The sequence below is a fragment of the Colwellia sp. Bg11-28 genome, from assembly GCF_002836245.1.
Classification (GTDB): domain Bacteria; phylum Pseudomonadota; class Gammaproteobacteria; order Enterobacterales; family Alteromonadaceae; genus Colwellia; species Colwellia psychrerythraea_A.
This window is the reverse complement of the sequence record NZ_PJBA01000005.1, coordinates 313,177-332,221: the sequence shown is the minus strand read 5'-3', so window position 1 is coordinate 332,221 and position 19,045 is coordinate 313,177. Positions and strand designations below refer to the sequence as shown.

General features: G+C 37.2%; 16 protein-coding genes. 2 read left to right on the top strand and 14 right to left on the bottom strand.

The window, feature by feature from the left end:
* Positions 1-16: 16 nt before the first annotated feature.
* From hflX to CXF79_RS06905, 7 genes are all read right to left on the bottom strand, one after another.
* Complete coding sequence (hflX, locus tag CXF79_RS06935; protein WP_101154446.1) at positions 17-1,303, bottom strand: ribosome rescue GTPase HflX; 1,287 nt, start codon at positions 1,301-1,303, stop codon at positions 17-19.
* A gap of 52 nt (positions 1,304-1,355) precedes the next feature.
* A complete protein-coding gene (gene hfq, locus CXF79_RS06930) occupies positions 1,356-1,607 on the bottom strand; it encodes an RNA chaperone Hfq (protein ID WP_011041198.1) in 252 nt (83 codons plus the stop codon).
* A gap of 167 nt (positions 1,608-1,774) precedes the next feature.
* A complete protein-coding gene (miaA, locus tag CXF79_RS06925) occupies positions 1,775-2,674 on the bottom strand; it encodes a tRNA (adenosine(37)-N6)-dimethylallyltransferase MiaA (protein ID WP_420794793.1) in 900 nt (299 codons plus the stop codon).
* Between the two features lie 77 nt (positions 2,675-2,751).
* Entirely contained in the window at positions 2,752-4,710 is a 1,959-nt protein-coding gene (gene mutL / locus CXF79_RS06920; protein WP_101154445.1) for a DNA mismatch repair endonuclease MutL, read from the bottom strand.
* A gap of 6 nt (positions 4,711-4,716) precedes the next feature.
* The gene (locus CXF79_RS06915) at positions 4,717-6,048 is read right to left on the bottom strand and encodes an N-acetylmuramoyl-L-alanine amidase (RefSeq protein WP_101154444.1); all 1,332 of its coding nucleotides are present in this window, start codon (positions 6,046-6,048) and stop codon (positions 4,717-4,719) included.
* Between the two features lie 17 nt (positions 6,049-6,065).
* Positions 6,066-6,554 (bottom strand): tRNA (adenosine(37)-N6)-threonylcarbamoyltransferase complex ATPase subunit type 1 TsaE, encoded by a 489-nt coding sequence (gene tsaE, locus CXF79_RS06910; protein ID WP_011041194.1) that lies wholly within the window; start codon positions 6,552-6,554, stop codon positions 6,066-6,068.
* 38 nt (positions 6,555-6,592) lie between these two features.
* The gene (locus CXF79_RS06905) at positions 6,593-8,167 is read right to left on the bottom strand and encodes an NAD(P)H-hydrate dehydratase (protein WP_101154443.1); all 1,575 of its coding nucleotides are present in this window, start codon (positions 8,165-8,167) and stop codon (positions 6,593-6,595) included.
* A gap of 322 nt (positions 8,168-8,489) precedes the next feature.
* On the opposite strand from CXF79_RS06905, the gene queG reads away from it, so the two are divergent.
* On the top strand, positions 8,490-9,692 hold the full coding sequence (gene queG, locus CXF79_RS06900) for a tRNA epoxyqueuosine(34) reductase QueG (protein WP_442871892.1): 1,203 nt from the start codon (positions 8,490-8,492) through the stop codon (positions 9,690-9,692).
* 21 nt (positions 9,693-9,713) lie between these two features.
* Here queG and CXF79_RS06895 read toward each other — a convergent pair whose 3' ends face one another.
* From CXF79_RS06895 to CXF79_RS06875, 5 genes are all read right to left on the bottom strand, one after another.
* Complete coding sequence (locus CXF79_RS06895) at positions 9,714-10,235, bottom strand: hypothetical protein (protein ID WP_232769101.1); 522 nt, start codon at positions 10,233-10,235, stop codon at positions 9,714-9,716.
* An 87-nt stretch (positions 10,236-10,322) separates the two neighbouring features.
* Positions 10,323-10,535 (bottom strand): DUF1289 domain-containing protein, encoded by a 213-nt coding sequence (locus CXF79_RS06890; protein WP_011041190.1) that lies wholly within the window; start codon positions 10,533-10,535, stop codon positions 10,323-10,325.
* 49 nt (positions 10,536-10,584) lie between these two features.
* The gene (locus CXF79_RS06885; protein ID WP_101154442.1) at positions 10,585-13,494 is read right to left on the bottom strand and encodes a hypothetical protein; all 2,910 of its coding nucleotides are present in this window, start codon (positions 13,492-13,494) and stop codon (positions 10,585-10,587) included.
* A gap of 145 nt (positions 13,495-13,639) precedes the next feature.
* The gene (locus tag CXF79_RS06880; protein WP_011041188.1) at positions 13,640-14,119 is read right to left on the bottom strand and encodes a DUF523 domain-containing protein; all 480 of its coding nucleotides are present in this window, start codon (positions 14,117-14,119) and stop codon (positions 13,640-13,642) included.
* On the bottom strand, positions 14,119-14,430 hold the full coding sequence (locus tag CXF79_RS06875) for a DUF3630 family protein (RefSeq protein ID WP_232769100.1): 312 nt from the start codon (positions 14,428-14,430) through the stop codon (positions 14,119-14,121). The genes CXF79_RS06880 and CXF79_RS06875 overlap by 1 nt, the downstream gene beginning before the upstream one ends.
* 202 nt (positions 14,431-14,632) lie before the next feature.
* Here CXF79_RS06875 and CXF79_RS06870 point away from each other — a divergent pair, with 202 nt between their 5' ends.
* On the top strand, positions 14,633-14,935 hold the full coding sequence (locus CXF79_RS06870; RefSeq protein WP_011041186.1) for a c-type cytochrome: 303 nt from the start codon (positions 14,633-14,635) through the stop codon (positions 14,933-14,935).
* 254 nt (positions 14,936-15,189) lie between these two features.
* Here CXF79_RS06870 and CXF79_RS06865 read toward each other — a convergent pair whose 3' ends face one another.
* Both CXF79_RS06865 and prsT read right to left on the bottom strand, forming a co-directional pair.
* Positions 15,190-15,957: a PEP-CTERM sorting domain-containing protein gene (locus tag CXF79_RS06865; protein WP_101154440.1), complete on the bottom strand. Its 768-nt coding sequence runs from the start codon at positions 15,955-15,957 to the stop codon at positions 15,190-15,192.
* Between the two features lie 186 nt (positions 15,958-16,143).
* Positions 16,144-18,942 (bottom strand): XrtA/PEP-CTERM system TPR-repeat protein PrsT, encoded by a 2,799-nt coding sequence (gene prsT, locus CXF79_RS06860; RefSeq protein WP_101154439.1) that lies wholly within the window; start codon positions 18,940-18,942, stop codon positions 16,144-16,146.
* Between the last annotated feature and the right edge of the window lie 103 nt (positions 18,943-19,045).

Sequence of the window (19,045 nt, the reverse complement as noted above, 5' to 3'; positions counted from 1 at the left end):
TTAAAATATATTTATATTAATGTTCAATATAATCGACTAACTCACTGTACTTAGTTGAAATTAATCTTTCCCACTCACGTGACGGCATATTAACCTCTAGGTGACAGTGACCTTGTTCATCATAAGTCTCGCTAGTAACGCAATTTAACTTGTATAACTCACCACGTAGTTTTCCTGCACTTGGCGGTATACTTAACTGGTGATTCACTACCTGTATATCTAGACGTTCAGCGAGTGCAGTAAATAACAGTTCAGTACCAATATTTGCCTGTGCAGATAACCAAACACGAATTGGCATGCCTTGATCATCTCTGTCTATTCGCGGTTCAATATCATCTAAATTATCAATTTTATTACAAATAATTAGCTGAGGCACATCGTTCGCCTCTATCTCTTTAAGCACAAATTCTACTTGTTCAATATTCTCACTGCGCCTATCATCTGAAATATCAACCACATGTAATAACAATTCGGCTTCACGGGTTTCTGTAAGCGTTGCTTTAAACGCAGCAACTAAATCATGCGGTAAGTGACGAATGAAACCAACAGTATCAGCCAAAATAACACGGCCTACACCGAATAAATCAATTTTTCTTAACGTTGGATCTAAGGTAGCAAACAACTGATCTGCTGCATATACATCAGATTGTGTTAATGTATTAAACAGCGTTGACTTACCTGCATTGGTATATCCAACTAAAGATAAAGTTGGTAACTCTGCCCGAGTTCTCGCTCTTCTTCCCTGCTGCCTTTGTACTTCAACTTTGCCTAAACGTTTACGAATATTAACCATACGTTCACGCAATAAACGTCTATCTGTTTCTAGCTGAGTTTCACCTGGCCCTCTAAGACCGATGCCACCTTTTTGTCTTTCTAAGTGAGTCCAACCTCGAATCAAGCGACTACTCATATGACGCAATTGTGCTAATTCAACTTGTAGCTTGCCTTCATGAGTTCTAGCGCGTTGCGCAAAGATATCAAGAATTAAGGTTGTGCGATCAACCACTCTACATTCACATAATGTTTCAATATTCTTTTCTTGAGACGGCGTTAGACTATGATTAAACAGAACTACATTTGCGCCAACTAAATGAACAGCATCACGAATTTCTTCGGCTTTACCTGAGCCAACAAAAAAACGGGGGTGAGGAGTATTTCGTTTACCAGTCACAACGGTTAACGCTTGTACACCAGCAGAAGACACTAACATTTTAAATTCGCTTAGGTCTTCTCTACTGCTTTCATCTGGAAAGTCTAAATGAACAAGTACGGCTTGTTCACCCGCTTGATAACGTTCAAACAATAGCGTTAAACCCTAGTACCATGATTAATCGTTCTCAAAAGAATAAAAAACTTTAAGCATCTGACGATTGATCGTCTGGGCCAGGTACTGGTGCTGTATTAACAGCGCGAGAAGGTACAACGGTAGATATAGCGTGCTTATATACCATCTGACTAACCGTATTCTTAAGGAGAATTACAAACTGATCGAACGATTCTACTTGTCCTTGTAACTTAATACCGTTAACTAAATATATTGCAACTGGAATGCGATCACGACGTAACGCATTTAAAAATGGGTCTTGCAAAGACTGCCCTTTTGCCATTATATGGTCCCTTTTATTATTATTAAACATTACTGATAAACTTAAAACTCAGTAATAAAGTATCTGAAAAACTTGCTATGAAAACAACATAACAAAATGTTATATAAAATAGCTAACAAATTAATTATACATCAATTTTCAACTATTGCTTTATATTTGCGCGCCCTTTAATGCTTTGCCTCAAGCAGTGATAAAACTTGTGCTAAATTGGTTTTATCATCCGTTGTGAGCCAGTGTAAATCAGGCCAATTTCTTAACCAAGTCAGCTGTCTTTTAGCTAACTGTCTGGTTGCACAAACGCCACGAAAAATCATTTCATCGTGGTCAAATTCACCCTCAAGGTGTTGCCACATTTGTCGGTAGCCCACACAACGAATAGAAGGTAAATCTTGGTGTAAATCATCTCGTGATTTTAATTTAATCACTTCCTGCTCGAATCCCAAATCTATCATTTGCTGATAGCGTAGTGCAATTCGTTCATGTAGCGTGCTGCGTTCCCTGGGAGTTATAGCTAATTGTAGAACATCGCCGGCGAGCTTAGCACCTTTTATTTGTGTCAATTGTGTCAAAGTGTTACTCGTCAACCTGTACACTTCTAACGCTCGTGTTATACGTTGTGGGTCATTCGGGTGTATTCGTTCAGCTGAAACAGGATCTATTTCAGCTAGCTGATCATGCATTGCTTGCCAGCCTTTTGATAAAGCCTCAGCTTCGATTGCTTGGCGTATTTCTGGATTTGCTGTCGGTAGAGGGGAAATCCCCTCAATCAAACTTTTGAAATACATCATAGTTCCGCCGACCAATAATGGAATTCGACCATTACTCCTGATCTCAGCAATCTCAACTAGTGCATCACGACAAAAGTCGGCAGCTGAATAACTTTCACTCGCATCACGTAAATCGATAAGTCGATGAGGATATTGCACCAATTCCGATTTTGTCGGTTTAGCTGTACCAATATCCATATCGCGATAAATAAGCGCAGAGTCAACACTCACTATATCGCAAGGTAATGCGTCTTTCAGTGCCATTGCCAAAGCGGTTTTACCCGATGCAGTTGGTCCCATTAAACAAATAACAGGTGGCTGGTTTGATTCTGTGATGCTTTGAACTGACACGAATACTTAACTCTTATTGAGAATTACTAAAATAACGTCTTAATATGTGATGTGAGGTCAAGAGGGATAGAATTCAAGAGTAATTGCTGACTAAGTTGTTCATGGAACAGTTTTTTCGTAAGTCTTAATAAAATATCAGCTTGTGTTTCATCATACTCAGCCAAAACCATTGCTAAACCAATGCTTTGATGTAAGTCAGTTTCACAAAGAGCCTCTCCTTCGGTAAGACTTCGTTTTTCGATCAACTCTTCGATAATTATTATTAGCGCATTACTTACATCTTGCTCACGTAATAACGCGGGAAATTGCCTGATTTGTATTTTATTTTTATGCTGTTGGATAAACACTATGCCCGCATTTGAGAGTATTTCTTGCTCTGCTAATACAAAACTAAGCTGTTGTTCAGAAAGACTTAAAATCACAGGTAATAACAACGGTTGACTGACCAAGCATTCAACAGGACAATCTGATTGCTCGGTTTTATTCTGCCAGCTTTGTTCAACCAGCTTACCGTAAGTACTTTTCGCTAACTTAAATAATGATAAAACTCTCACACCATTTTCTGTTTTATACAGTGCATATCCTGGCTGGTGTACACTTAAAAAAGCACTCTGGTCAGTAGAGTTTTGCAGGGTCGTAGTCTCATGCTTCTGTGCACTTGCTTGATCAGAGCCACTCGTATTTTGAACTTGAGCTGAACTCCCCTTATCAGGCGTCATTAATGCTTGATAGTTAGACGCTGCAATTTTAGAAATAGTATTAGTTTTGTGTTGTTGACCGTAGCCACTATAACTAGATGTTGATTGACTATTACTTGCATCATTTACATGCTGTAATGGTCTAATATAATCTGCACTTGGGTAATTTAGAGTAGGAGTATTGGATGAATGGCTTTCTTGTCTATCGTTTGCGCCTAACGAGGAATAAGACTGCTCTGGTACTAAGGCAAGATCACTATCAGCTGTAGTAAATAGTTCTTCACCTGCTAAGGCTGACGTCAACGCTTTATGACAAACAGAATAAATAAAGTCATGAACATAACGGCTTTGATGAAAGCGTACTTCATGTTTTGATGGATGGACATTTACATCCACTTCTCGATGATCAAGCTGTAAAAACAATACAAATGCAGGGTAAGTATCAGGTGGTAATAAATCCGCATATGCTTGGCGAATAGCATGATTAATTAACTTATCCCGCATCATTCTGCCATTAACATAACTATAACAAAGATCGTTTTGGCTGCGCGAGAAACTAGGTTTAGCTAACCAACCTGATAATGTCATATTATCATGCGGGCAATCTACTTCAACAGCATGTTCAATAAACTTTGGGCCACAGACCATAGCAACACGTTTAATACATTGTGCGTGAGTACTCGCCATCCGATATTGACGAACAGTATTACCGTTATGGGTTAGGCTAAAGCTAACTTCAAAGTGAGCAAGTGCAATCCGGCGCACTACTTCATCTATATGATTAAATTCGGTTTTTTCGGTACGTAAAAATTTCCGTCTAGCTGGAGTATTGAAAAACAAGTCCAGTACTTCAATACTAGTGCCGTCTGGGTGAGCTGCAGGTTTTATATTGACTGACATATCCCGCCCTTCAGCAACAGCTTGCCACGCAGTTGCTTGAGATTGCGGCTTAGACGTTAACGTTAATCGCGCAACTGAACTTATACTGGCTAACGCTTCACCACGAAAGCCTAAGCTACCAATAGCTTCTAAGTCATTTAGGCTTTTAATTTTACTGGTTGCATGACGACTTAGTGCCAACGTTAACTCTTCTTTAACTATGCCATGACCATTATCAGTAATTTTTATCTTTTTGATGCCTCCTTTATCAACATCAATATGTATAGATGTTGCCCCAGCATCTAAACTATTTTCAATCAGCTCTTTAATAACAGAGGCGGGGCGTTCAACCACTTCACCAGCAGCAATTTGGTTAGCCAAACGTGCAGGCAATATAGCAATAGTCATAGGAGTTTATCCAGTACGAGGAATTTTTAACGTTTGACCAATTCTTAATGAATTAGTTTTTAATTTATTGATAGATTTAAGTTTGCTCATAGATATATTATAACGTTTGGCTAGTACCGATAGTGATTCTCCACTGCGTACCTTGTGCTTTTTATACCCCACCGATGCAAAATAAGAACCGGTCAATGGGTGCGCTAAAAAGTGCTTTTTGATACCACCGTGGATTGCATTCGCTAAACGTTGCTGGTGTTTAGACCAAGTTAAATTTTTCTCTTCTTTGTGATTTGAGATAAAACCTGTTTCAACTAATATTGAAGGAATATCCGACGATTTAAGCACTGCAAAATTACCATTTTGCGGTGTTGACTTATGCATTTTGGTGATTTTTTTCAGCTCTTTTATAACATTATTAGCCACACCAAAACTTACCCCTAAAGAATGCTCTTTGCTCATATCTGCTAAAGCTAATGCTAAGTGGCTATCTGAAGTGTTTTTGATTACCCCACCGCCACCACCAAGTAATTCTGATTTTTTCTCTCTATTTACCAACCATCGTGATAACTCTGACTCAGCACGACTTTTCGTTACTACCCAAACTGAGGCACCACTAGGTCCTGGAGTATGAAAAGCATCCGCATGTATTGAAACTAAAAAATCGACATGCTTATCCCTAGCTAGGCTAGTGCGACGATTCAAATTAACATAATAATCGCCACTGCGGATCATCACCGCTTTCATGCCTTTTTCTTTGTTGATTACTTTTTGTAATTTTTTAGCTATCGCTAAGGTAACTCTTTTTTCATAGGTACCTTTACCACCGATTGAACCAGGATCTTCACCACCATGGCCAGCATCAATACCAATAATGATATCGCCAACACTCTTTTTTGGTTTAGAAACATTCTTTTTACTACGGTTTTTATCGTAAAGATCAATCACCAGTCGATGTCCGTATTGTCCCGCAGGTGCTAGCGGGAAAACGGTAAGCTGATAAGATTTAGTTAATTCTAATACCAAACGAGTTTTGCCTTTATTCACGCTTGAACGAAAAAGTTTTACTCGTGGATCGTTAACGGCAAGATTTTTTAAAGCTACGGTGTTTTTTGTATTGGTAAAATCAATTACCAATCGATTTGGTTTACTGAGAGTAAAAAATTTATAATCTGGTTTTTGCTTTACATCAAAAACAATACGAGTATTTTCCGGCGCGGGCCAGACACGAATGCCATCAATGCTATTTGCAGCATAGGTATTCACTGAAAGTAAACTTAATACAGCAACACATAGAAAACTAAGCGCACGTAGCCTTGCTATTGATAGGAGAATTCTCCGATACATCCAACTAACCCCAATTTTTATAACTTTATAATTTCTGCAAGCGCTGTGATCACTTGTTCGCCATGAACAGTTTCGGCTTGCAGCTTGATGACTCTTTGTTCATCTTGATAAGCTATATTAATGATTAAATCTGCTTTAGCCAATAGTCCTGTACCTTTTTCTGGCCATTCAATAAAGCAGCAACAGTCATTATTAAAATAATCTCGAATCCCCATATATTCTAATTCTTCAGCATCAGCAAGACGATATAAGTCAAAATGAAAGACTCGCCACTCCCCTAATTCATAAGGTTCAACTAAAGTATAAGTAGGGCTTTTTACATTACCTGTATGGCCCATACCCCGAACAAAACCTCGCGTAAGGGTCGTTTTTCCTGCGCCTAAATCACCGTTAAGATAAACTACTAATGCTTGCTGAACTGTGGCATTTTTAAGTACTTCAGCCAATCCTGAACCAATGGCAATGGTGGCAGCTTCATCAGCTAAAAAATATTCTAATTGCTTCATTTTACTTTTCTATGTTTATTGCGACTATTATTACAACGTTAATGATTTGGCACTTTTCCATTGAGCAATTGCTGCAATGGTATAAATAAATCACTTGCTAACAAGCCACGCTGACCATTCTTATTGGCTATAATATCAGCTGCAGCACCATGAATATATGCCGCTAGGCATGTTGAGTAAAAATTATTATCACTTTGCATCACTAAAGCACTAATAATCCCGCTTAATACATCACCCATACCACCTGATGCCATTCCCGAATTACCTGAATTATTGATAACAACGCGCTCACCATCTGAAATTAAAGTACCCGCCCCTTTAAGTAAGCAAATACCGCCATATTGTTTAGCGATAGCTCGTACTGCCGAAAAGCGATCTGCCTCAATGCTTGCCACATCACATTGTAATAAAGCCGCGGCTTCTTTGGGGTGTGGTGTTAATACCCAATGATTGCATTGTTGTTTGGTCTCACTTAATAGTATTAAAGCATCAGCATCAATGACCGTAGTTTTATTTTGTGTCTGGCTAGTTTTACTTATTAACTCAAATAGCTGTTTAGCTTGATCGCTTTGCCCTAACCCTGGACCTACTAGGTACGCTTTTGCTTTATATAGTTGGGTTGATGCCTCTAATAGAGCACTAGTTTCTGGCGCTAACATCAACTCAGGTCGACCATTCATGATGAACATTTGATTATTTTTATGACAACTCACGGCAACTAAACCTGCACCACATCGCAAAGCTGATTCACTGGCAAGACGAATTGCCCCTGGCATTGTAGCGCTTCCTCCTATAGTCAACAATAATCCACTATCCCCCTTATGGCTGCTAGGTAATCGCTTAGGTTGGTTCAAGGGCAATTTATATTGGGCATAGTGATTATTGGTTTGCACTTGTTTAGTGAAAGCATTATTCATAGCCAAAGGTGCCAAGAATAGCTCACCGACAAAATTAGCTGCCTGACCCGTTAACAAACCTTGCTTATAAACAATGAAGGTTAGCGTTATATCAGCAATAATGGCTTGTCCTTCAATGCTTTCCCCTTGTACTTCACCTGTTGTTGCACAAAGCCCAGAAGGTACGTCGATACTAATTACCTTGGCTTTTTGATGATTAATACTGGTGACAAACTCTTGCAGTCGCGGTGTTAGTTGACCGGTAAAACCAATGCCAAATAAGGCATCAACAATTACCTCTCCAGAAAAATCATTGATAATGGCTAAGCTCTCAGCATGTTTATTCACCGTATCCTCAACGATTAGTGATACTCCTGCGAAGATCATTGCTTGATAGGCCGATAAAGCATCACCTTTTAACTGACTCACATCACAAGTAAGTAAAACACTCACCTTTATCTTTGCTTGGTGCGCTAATTTAGCAACGACAAAACCATCACCACCATTATTTCCTTTACCACACAGTATTAATAAATGCTTCGCATTAGGCCAACTAAGCGATAATTGTGTAAAAACTGCAGCACCTGCGCTGTGCATAAGTTCATACATTGCTATACCTTGACTTCGCGCAACATTCGCTTCGTTTTTCAAGACCTGATTAGCAGTATACACAGACGTCACGGGTGGCTTTTGTGATAAACTTAGTGATAATTTCATGGTGATACCAATTTGACTAACTTTGTTCCTACCCAGAGCTTGTCAGCGGTTTGAGAACAAATTGAATTTTTTTACATTATAGTTATTCTATATGAAAGAAATTCAGTGCGGTTATCGAATCGCTGACAAACTCCCGAAGGGCGAGTTTAAAAGGTTTACATGCTACGTTATTGATTTGGATTAGGGAATAACCATTCTCTTCAATCAATGCCTTGCCTCTAAGCCTTTTAATTCTCGCTGAGTGGGAAGAAACTTAATCAAAATGGTATTAGCTTAACCTCAATCAATGGTTCAACAAACGAGCTGAAACTGGCTTTATTTTATGACAATGTCTCCTATTAACTATCAAGAATTAGCAGAAAAAATCAAGTGCTGGAGTAAAGAATTAGGTTTTTCTGATTTAGGCATCAGTAATATCGATCTATCCGCACATGAAAGTATGTTAGAGCGTTGGTTGGCTAATGGCTATCACGGCAATATGGATTATATGGCGCGCCATGGCTTAATGCGTGCTCGACCCGCCGAATTAGTGCCTGGTACCATTAGAGTTATTAGCGTACGTTTAGATTACCTGCCACATAATGCTAAATTTGCTAGTATTTTAAAAGATAAAAACAAAGCTTATATTAGCCGATATGCGCTAGGACGTGATTACCATAAATTAATGCGTAAACGCTTACAGCAATTAGGAAAAAAAATAGCAGAACACTGCAGCGACTTTAACTGTCGACCCTTCGTTGATTCAGCCCCAGTAATGGAAAGGCCACTGGCAGAAAAAGCTGGATTGGGCTGGGCTGGTAAACATACTTTATTAATCAACAAAGAAGCTGGCTCTTGGTTTTTCTTAGGTGAGCTCTTTGTTGATATTCCTTTGCCGGTTAGTCGAAATGAGTATAGTGAAAGTGCTATCAAAGCCATTGAAACACAAACAAAAACGAATGACTGTGGCACATGTGTAGCTTGCATTAAGATTTGTCCTACTAAAGCAATTGTTGAGCCATACACAGTTGATGCCAGACGTTGTATTTCTTATTTCACCATTGAATCACCTGACGCAATACCTATAGAGTTACGCCCCTTAATGGGGAATCGTATTTATGGCTGTGATGATTGCCAATTAATTTGTCCTTGGAACAAGTACGCGAAACTTAGTCTTGCCGATGACTTTCAAGCAAGAAATAACCTGGATGACATCAGCTTGCTAGAACTGTTCGCTTGGTCTGAAGAATATTTTCTCAATACTTTGCAAGGGTCTCCCATAAGACGTATTGGTTTCCAAAGTTGGCTACGAAATATTGCGGTAGCATTAGGTAATGCACCCTATAGTGATGTTATTGTAACTGCATTAACCGAAAAAAGACCTGAAGCAAGTGACCTCGTTGTTGAACATATTAACTGGGCACTTGTACAGCAAAGCGATAAAAAAATGCTCTCAGAGAAGGTAGCAGCAGAGCAAGCTAAAAACCATAGATTAACACTGCGCTTAATCCGTTCTGTTGAGAAAGGTCTTCCTAGAGATGCCTAACGCTATAAAAATATATACGAATTAATTAATTGTAATTTTATTAAGTATATCTATATCAGCTTTAGCTTCGTCTAACTCGTGCTGCAGACTCAACAACTTTTTAATCGCTTCATTTTTTTCAGCGCTTACTTTTTTCTCTCTCGCTTTACTATCCGCTAGTTGTTGTTGTGTTTTTGTGAGGGTCGCCATCACATTAGCAATGTCGGTATTTTGAGCAAATTTTTGGTCATCTCTCGCATTAACAAAATCATCATCCGCTAAATTTAACAGCTCTCTAGATTTGAAACTAAAATAATCGACTATCAAGCGCCCAACAATAATCAAGCAAGTTAAAAGAAAAACGACAAAGTATTGGTTTTTTTCAAGAGATGCCACAGAAGTGGTAACTTTCATTAAAAAACCTCCTTGAGCATCTATAAAATAACTAAATAGCTGATTATGCCAAACAACCCAAGTGAGAATATAAATGACAATAAAACTAGGAGCGGGGTTTTGCTGTTCGGTAAAAGAGAGTATTGATTTGAGTGTTTTCTTATTAATCACGAAAAGTCCTTTATTCGATTAGATGTTCAATTTCAAAAAATTTATATTAGGGTAAACGATAGAAGTAAAAGTGTCTATTACCCATTCTTAGCTATTTAATTTACTCTGCTCATCTTCTTGTCTTTGTTGGCACAACGTTGTGATTTTCTGCTTTTCTTCATCAGAATAGCTACGCCAAGAAGTGATTTCATCAATGTAACGAAAGCAACCTAGACACATGTCATCACTGTCTAAGCAGCAATTACGTACACACGGGCTGTCAGTTAGTTTTATTTGGTTATTGCTATTATGATTACTCAAGATAGTCCTTAGAAGTTTATGATAATAATACTTTTTCCATGCACTTAAATTAAGCGATAGTAACTGCATGTTGACTAATTTCATCAACTGCTTGTTTCGTTTTACTTAATAAAGTTATTTGTACCTTTTCATTGTTATCTACCCCTTGAGTAGTAAGCAATGTCTGCCAATGCTGGCAAAGCTGCAATAGGTGATCAGCAGCAAGTATTCTACCATTAACCAATAATGCCTTGATAATAGCATCAACTTTTTCAACATCGTTAACCGTAAACGCTTGGCTTAATTCCTCTACAAGCACAATATTTTCAGTTGTATATTCTTCAAGCATGAAAATAGCCAATTCAGCAGAACCCTGATGTTTCAAGTAACGTTCAAAGTTAAAACTATCCGCTTGATTTAAGGATGTTAATGCAAGTTCATCTTCAGCTATAGCGCCAATGTTATTACTACTGCTAGTAACTTGTGTCACTTGCTCTTCAGGAGTATAACTCCCACAACGTTGTTCTTTTATCCAAGGGGTCATTGCCGTAACGAGTTCACTTACGCTACTTTCAGCACTTAACTCCCCCAACACCCAGAGAGGATAATTTTCAGATTGAGCTTTAATATCTACCCGATTTTCTAAACTAAACACTCCACGTGTTATGGCGACTATAGCAGAGTGTTCCTCTCCCTCATCAATCGTAAATCTAGTGAAGAGCTGACATTCTATCTCTGTTATCAGTACCGCGAAACGACCACTTTGCCAATGTTGTTGTAACATTAATTCACAACTGACAAAGGTAATTTGTAATCCCATACCTTGCAGCAATTGCTGCAAACGCTGATACTTTTCAGGTACCGTTACTGCAAGTAATACCTCTATAGGCCTAACAAAATATTTAGCTGCTAATTTTACAACATCCTTTTCAATATCAGCTAAGTGATCCGGTAATGACAATACGGGATAATGAGACCCTTGTTGATTATCCGCAACAGCTATGGGTAAAGTGAAACTAAAGTTATAAGCTTGCTCGGTTAATTTAGCGCTAACATCATAGCCGTGCTGGTTTTTCAATAAAGTAAAGAAGTAGTCTCCAAGCTCACTTTGCTCGGTACTATCATCACTGAAAGCTTGCAACGCTTGTGGCAAACAGACTATGTCATCTTCATCTTGAATTTGGCCAGTAAAGCATATTTTTTGTTGACCATTATTTTTATCAACCAACTGTAAATTGAGCGATAACTGACTATTTTTTTGCTGAGAGAACAGCAACATGATAAAAATGCTAAACATTTCACTGAATAATGCTACATCTAGGTTTACCTTAGGGAGAATTTTTTCATCAATATTCACCGAAATTTTATTATTACAGAGAATTAACTCATTACGTGAGTTAAGCACAACAGCCTGAATGAGGGCTACAAGATTCACATCACTTAATGTCAACAAGGCATCACTACTTTGTAAATAGCGATAATAACTTGCTTGCCTTAATTGTCTGACTAAATCCAGGCCTTGATAGTGAGCATTATTCAAGTGATTATCTGCTTCGCCAGCATCATCTTTATTGCTAGCGCCTATCTTTGTCGCAATTGAGCTAACTCCTAATAAAACTAACTGCTTTATCGCAGCTAGATGAAGATCTTTACAGCGCTGCTGTTCAACTAAGAGCTCTGATGTGGATTTTTCTGACGAGTCAAACTTAATGATTCTCTCTTCCAACATTTGATTTTTATCAGTAAGCGCTAAGTACTCCACTTCATTGTGATTGTAGGAATTTATCTGTTGAATTTTTTTTATTAACTGTTCAGTTTCAGCACTATAGAAGGCGTGATTACGTAGCTGGGAGAAACTATCTTTCTCTTCAGCTGTCAATGAACTAGTTTCACTTCCTATGATACGAGTAATACAGTTGACACTAAATTGGCTAGCCACTTTTATTTTTCTTCGAATTAACAAAAGTAAACCTGAACTACTTACGAGTACAGCAGTAATAGCAGTAACTACCCATATCGGTAATAAACTAAACAATACAGCTTCTTTATTGATTCCTGCATAATCACTAATTGCCAATACAGAATCAACCTCTTGCTGGCTTCCTAACTGCTCATCAATAATCTTTTTCAATTGTTCCTGCTGGGCAAGAAGCTGTTGTTTATAATTTTCTATTAAGTGCAAGTTATCTTGCCACTTAGCCAATAAATCATCTTTTAATATGAGATCTTCAAAACGAATGAAGTCTCTGACAATGTCAGCCATTCCTTGATTTTCATCCTGTTGATTTGCCAATTGCTTGGCATAGTCAGTAACAAACATTTCATCCATTTTGTTACTTAACTGATCAAATGTTATTTGTGGCGTTTGTAAATTCAAGCGTTTAAGCATTACCACTATATTGGTGAGTTTATTTTCTACTTTAGAGAGCAGCACAGCTTGCTTTGAGTCTGTCTGTTGATTATTCAATTGAATGTTGATGGCATCAAGTAAAGTATCAAGTTGAATTAATGATTTAGATTTTACTAATTCATTATTTGTATGACTTGATTCAATACGTGTAAGTAGGTCCATAGCAAGATTATTACTAGAAAACCATTGTTGATAACTATTTTTATATTCAGATTTTAGTAATGATAGTTTTTTACTTTGTAGAGAAAGTGCTTGTTGAAGAGGGATCAAATCATTCGAATCGATATTTTTCAATATGCTATCAATAAGCTTATCAGCATTAATCAGGTAAGTTTGTTGTAGATATTGTGTTTGTAATGAAAAAAGCTGTTCAGTTATTGACGTTTGAGAGTGTTTGTACTCCTGTGCTAAAAAAAACACTATTGTGGATAATCCAACAACAATAACCAAAAAAATGACAATAAGATAAGCAGTAAAAAATTGATGAAAGTGCTTAACCTTACTTCCAGCTTTATAGGTCTGCGTACTCTGTAAATTATTCACGTTTGTAGTTGCTTCGTTTGTATTCATTACTCGTCAATATAGTTCAGTTCCCTTGCAGCACATTTTATACTATACCCGGTATCATTCAAAGTGCAGGACTCTGAAACATCCATCTTGATTGGTAATGAGTATATTTAGACTAGCAATTTTATTATGTATTTATTGAAAAAGACTACTTATCAATTTGTGCAGCCAATTCTTCAATAGAAGCTTCAGAAAATACTTTGATGCCATGTACTCGTAAAAGTTTGGTTGTTACTCCTTCCCCAATAATCTTTTTCTGACTAAATGTTCCGTCATAAATAGTATTACTACCACATGAGGGGCTTGATTCCTTTAATAGGGCTAATTGAATATTATGCTGCTGACATAAATGTAGTGCAATTTTAGCCCCTTTATCAAACTGTTCAGTGACATCAATAGATTCTATCGTGATGACTTGCTTTGTGTTCGGGTCTATTTCTGCAGGTGGTCTCGGAACAGGTAACCCTGAAATAACTTCAGGACATATAGAAATTAAGCGACCTTGTTTTTGCCATTGCTGCAATAGTTTGTTCACAAGTGGTTTCACCACTCCGTTATAACGAACGCGCTCACCTAAAAAGCATGAGCTGATTAAAATCTTATTAATGGGTTGCTCACTTATTTTCATTATTTTGTCATAGCCAAGTGAAGGGTTGCTAATTGCTCTGTACTTGGACTATCTTGCCCTTCGATCCAGCATGATTGACTATAGTAATCAAAGTTCAACACAAAATTATTATTATCCCAGCGAAAGCGAATATTTTCTCGATCAGCGCCAATAATCTTCTCTTGCATAGTAACTGGCATGATAGGTAAAAATAGCAGGTCAATTAATGTTGCGATATTTTCTTGGTACCAGTCGTTTTTAAATGTTACGTTCAAGTAGTCTACTTGATATGTTAACGATTCAAGACTTTGTGGAATTGTAACGGAGTTCATAATCACCAATGTTCATATCTTGTAAAATATAGTTAATTATACGACTAAAGTTTGATGTTAATCAGGGCTTTTGACAAAAAAATCCACGACAAGTTCCTCTAATTTTCATATACTCAAGAGAGAATTTTATCTTTGTAACTCAGCTATCATGCTTGCATTTGACCTTGGTTACAAATACCTTAGAACCAAAGAGAGTGAAACTATGAATAAACTTATGTTTGCTGTTGCAACAGCGACGGTTATGATGGCATCTCCTGTATTTGCTGGTGATGCAGCAGCTGGTAAAGCAAAATCAGTAATGTGTGCAGCTTGTCACGGTGCTGCTGGTGTTTCTGCTGTACCAACTTACCCTAACTTAGCGGGTCAAAAAGAAGCTTACCTTACAAAGCAACTTAACGACTTTAAATCAGGCAAACGTAACGACCCTACAATGAAAGGTATGGTTATGGCGCTTTCTCCTGCCGACATGGAAAACTTAGCGGCTTACTACGCTAACATGAAATAAGCTTTCGCTTTTTCAAGTCCTATAAAAAGCCCCAGTTTAACTTAGTTAAACTGGGGCTTTTTTGTATGTGGCTATTGATGCTCTAGTCTAGAGAACACAAAAGCATCTAACCTTTAGTTATTACTGACCCTTGGTCCAATATGACTTCACTTTCATATTCCTATATTGCAGGTATAAAAAAACCTCCTAACGGAGGTTTTTTTGTCTAAAACTTGATTAATAGTCAAACCAATAAAGTTTGCTATTTAGCAATACTAAGCTTTACGACGAGCTGCGCCAGCTAAGCCTAAAAGACCTAAGCCGAAGATAGCTAAACTAGTAGGTTCAGGGATAGTGTTACCATTAACAATAAAAGTACCTGTATCTTGACCAGCAGAGCGAGCAGAGCTATATGCTAAGTCACTACCAAACAATTCACTATCAGTATCAAAATTACTTGCAGCAGCGCCACCAATAACATCAAAGTATGCATTACTAAATGCTGCACCAGCAACAGTACCAAGTACATCTATAGTAGAACCTACACCGTCACCAGCTAATGGATTAATAACAGCGTCTAATTCTAACCAAAGTAAGTCATCAGATGCACTAGCATAGCTAGTTGGAAGACCGCCTAAGTTAGCAAAAATTGCAGCACTACCGCCAGTGAATACTGGTGCACCAAAACCTGTTAAGCTATCAAGTTTAAAATCTGTGAAAGTAAAGCTTAAAACATCACATGTAACACAGTATTCAGATGAATTTTGGCCATTAAATGTCTCTAAAAAGCCATAACCTTCTAATGTATCATCCAATTTTACTAAGCTAAAATCGCTTATTTTGTCACCTACAGCAATACCATCGCGTGCAGTACCAGCAACATAATATTGTTTAAAAACACCAGTAGAAATAAAATCACTAGTAAATCCATTATCAAAATCAGGATCCCAAGTAACACCACCAGAAGTAATTTGCGATGCATTAGCACCGAAGCTTGCAAGAGCGATTAGTGAAGCTGTAGCAAAAGTTTTTAATAAATTCATGAAATTTCCTTTTAGGCATTCAAAGTTTGTTATTTGAATTTATATAAGCATTTATTATGCCAAATAATTAAAATATATTTTTTATCATAAAAAACATATAGTAATGAATATTTCGATTCAAAGTATTAAACACAGAATATCAGAGTGTAAAATTTTTTGACAATGGCTATCTCTTTACTCGTTTAATCAATATTGAGCTACTTCTTGCTTTAATTTAGTTATTTTTATACTCAATTTACTATCATGGACATCCAAACTAGATAATATCATCTTGGCTTGCTTATACTGGTTAACAGCTATGTGCGCCTCAGCTAAACTCACTTTAGCGCTGACATCCATTGAGCCTTTATTTTCAAGATCAGAGAGGACCGATATAGCTTTTTCATAGTGCTTGTTCGCAACTAGAATCACGCCATAACTTTCCAGAATGTTCACATTATCAGGCGCTAAGGCAAATGCTTTTTCAATATTCAATTGAGCATTTTTTATATCATTACTCTGATATTGTTGCCATGCAAGATTATTTAATGCTGCGACATTATTCGGTTGCCCTTTGACAATTTTTAGGTAGGTGCTAATAATCTGAGCTGATTTATTATTATTCACATTATTCATAACATATAGCTGCGCAAGTAATATTCTCACTCGATTATCATTAACTACCTCATCAAGGAAATTTTCTAAAACAAGCTCAGCTTCATCCCCTTGCTTGGAAAACTGCAAAGCTCTTGCTAAGTTAATAGCGTTATTACTATTGGGTATTTGCTCATATAACTCACTATAGAGTTCTACTGCTTCAAGATATTCATTTTCTTTTATAGCGATCTTTGCCGTTGTAGCTGTAATAAGATAATTAGAGACACCTTTGTCTTTTAGCAGCTTGAGTTGTCGTTTAGTGGCTTGAACGTTATTGTTGGCTAATTCTAAATAGGCCAAAGTTGTCATCAAGTTATTATCATCAGGAAAGTATTCATTCGCTACTTTGGATAATGCTAAAGCTTGTGGATACTGCTGTAGCACCTCTAATGTGGCAATATTGCCTACGTTTAGAATATAGCTTCTAGGCGCCTCTTCTAGACCAAGCTCATAAGTAGATAATGCTTTTTTTAATTGACGGGTTTGCGTATAGCTACTAGCTAATACTGACCAGTAACGTGCCGATAAATTCTCTTCTGTTTTCATCGATTCTAACAACTCAATGGCCGCAGGTACCTGCTTACTTATACGCAGATTTTGTGCCAAACCAATAACTAAGTTTTTATGAATATTGTTATCACTAAGTTTACTTTCCTCATGTAACGCATTTAAAAATGAAATTGCGTCTGCTGAATTTCCTTGTCTCGTTTGCAGAATTGTATAGCGACGAATAGCATTATGATGATTAGGGCTTAGTTCAATGACCTCTTTAAAACCATCGATGGCTTTTGCCATTTGTTTATTAAAAGCAGCAACAATTGCTAAATTATAGATTGCACTAATACTTTTAGGCTCTATTGCCAAGGCATCTTGGAAAGACTTTTCAGCTTCATCTACTTTTTCTAGTTTCATGGCAATTAAGCCGCTTAATATATTACCTGATACTTGATGGTCTTCAGACTTCAGCCACTTATTTGCTATAGTTTTTGCCTTGGGTACCTCATTATTTCTAAGGTATTGGCGAGCCAATGCAAACTCTGTATCGTGTAAACTAGCATCAATGCTAAGAGCATGTTCTAGCGACTTAACACCTGACAAATCTCGTTGGCTTAATAAAAGTGCGCCTTGTCGAACTTGCAAATCGACATTGTTAGGTGAAACTTGGGCCGCTTTATTTAATAAGGATTGTGCACCGGAAAGGTCACCTGCTTTCAATAGCTCTAAACTGCTGATTTGTAATAAATCAGCATCACTATCGCTATTTTTTAATCTTTTTAGTTTATCTACAGATAAAGCTATATCATCGGTATGACCCAATTTTATTTTTATCGATAGCAAAATAGCATTAATAGGGTGAGTTGTTGGTAAAATATTCTCTAAAGAGATCAGGTAATCGTATGCCTGCTCTAACTCACCTAGTTGGAAAGAGCTAATACCTGCAATCATATGGGCAATGACAAAACTGTCATCGGCATTAACCGCTTGGCTTGCATATTCTTTGGCTTCTATATAATTACCAGCTTGGTATTCAATTTGAGATTTGTACTGTAAGGCAAGTGCTGAGCCTTTGAAAGTAGCGAGTAGCTCATCAGTGAGAGTATTCGCTCGTTCAAATTTTCCTGCCTTAATTAAACTATTAACTAAGAAAAAACGAATATTTTGATCAAGAGGATAACTATCTAAATAAAGAGAAAATGAATCACTTGCTTCTTCAAAACTTGCTAGAGCAAAATATAAGTACCCCTGTAGCAAAAAGGCTTCGGGAAATGCACTCTTCTCAGTCAACAAGTTATCTATAATTTGTATCCCTTGTGCAAAACCTCTATCTATATAATATAAATAAGCTTGAGAAAGTTTACTGTAGGGACTATTAGGCAAAATAGCGGTGGCTTGAGAAAAGTAATCTTGTGCTTTAGTTATTTGTCCATTAGCAAGAGATGACATACCCGCATAGCTTAAAATAATAAGATAGTCATTATCGTTAAGCTCTTCGCTTAATTCAACAAGTTGCTCAACTTCTTCAAATTTATTAAGGCGAGTTTTCACTTGTGCTAACAAAGTAGCTGCTTGTGCATAACTTGCTTGAAGATCTACCGCTCTGTCTAATTCTTTTTCAGCACTAACATAGTTACCTTGATTTAGGTAGGCTTTGCCTAAACCTAGACGTGCTTCAACGTTTTTAGGTGCCAATCGGACTGCATTCTTATAATCTATAACGGCATTAGCAAACTTGCCTTGTTGACTATATTGATATGCACTGCTAATTAATTGCTCTGCGTTTTGTTGTTCACTACAAGCACTGATACTAAATGCTAAGACAACGGCAGAGCTGATTAATAATTTATTCATGACAAATCCCTTGGTGAATTTAAGCTCATAACTTATTGTTATAAAATAGATTATGCAATCAAGAACACATATATAGAATGCTCTTAATCCAAATAAAAACGAC

Bases quoted from the DNA above. Each gene is read 5' to 3' on its own strand.
- hfq (WP_011041198.1), bottom strand. From the start codon at position 1,607: ATGGCAAAAGGGCAGTCTTTGCAAGACCCATTTTTAAATGCGTTACGT.
- miaA (WP_420794793.1), bottom strand. From the start codon at position 2,674: ATGGGACCAACTGCATCGGGTAAAACCGCTTTGGCAATGGCACTGAAA.
- mutL (WP_101154445.1), bottom strand. From the start codon at position 4,710: ATGACTATTGCTATATTGCCTGCACGTTTGGCTAACCAAATTGCTGCT.
- CXF79_RS06915 (WP_101154444.1), bottom strand. From the start codon at position 6,048: ATGTATCGGAGAATTCTCCTATCAATAGCAAGGCTACGTGCGCTTAGT.
- tsaE (WP_011041194.1), bottom strand. From the start codon at position 6,554: ATGAAGCAATTAGAATATTTTTTAGCTGATGAAGCTGCCACCATTGCC.
- CXF79_RS06905 (WP_101154443.1), bottom strand. From the start codon at position 8,167: ATGAAATTATCACTAAGTTTATCACAAAAGCCACCCGTGACGTCTGTG.
- queG (WP_442871892.1), top strand. From the start codon at position 8,490: ATGACAATGTCTCCTATTAACTATCAAGAATTAGCAGAAAAAATCAAG.
- CXF79_RS06885 (WP_101154442.1), bottom strand. From the start codon at position 13,494: ATGAATACAAACGAAGCAACTACAAACGTGAATAATTTACAGAGTACG.
- CXF79_RS06880 (WP_011041188.1), bottom strand. From the start codon at position 14,119: ATGAAAATAAGTGAGCAACCCATTAATAAGATTTTAATCAGCTCATGC.
- CXF79_RS06875 (WP_232769100.1), bottom strand. From the start codon at position 14,430: ATGAACTCCGTTACAATTCCACAAAGTCTTGAATCGTTAACATATCAA.
- CXF79_RS06870 (WP_011041186.1), top strand. From the start codon at position 14,633: ATGAATAAACTTATGTTTGCTGTTGCAACAGCGACGGTTATGATGGCA.
- CXF79_RS06865 (WP_101154440.1), bottom strand. From the start codon at position 15,957: ATGAATTTATTAAAAACTTTTGCTACAGCTTCACTAATCGCTCTTGCA.
- prsT (WP_101154439.1), bottom strand. From the start codon at position 18,942: ATGAATAAATTATTAATCAGCTCTGCCGTTGTCTTAGCATTTAGTATC.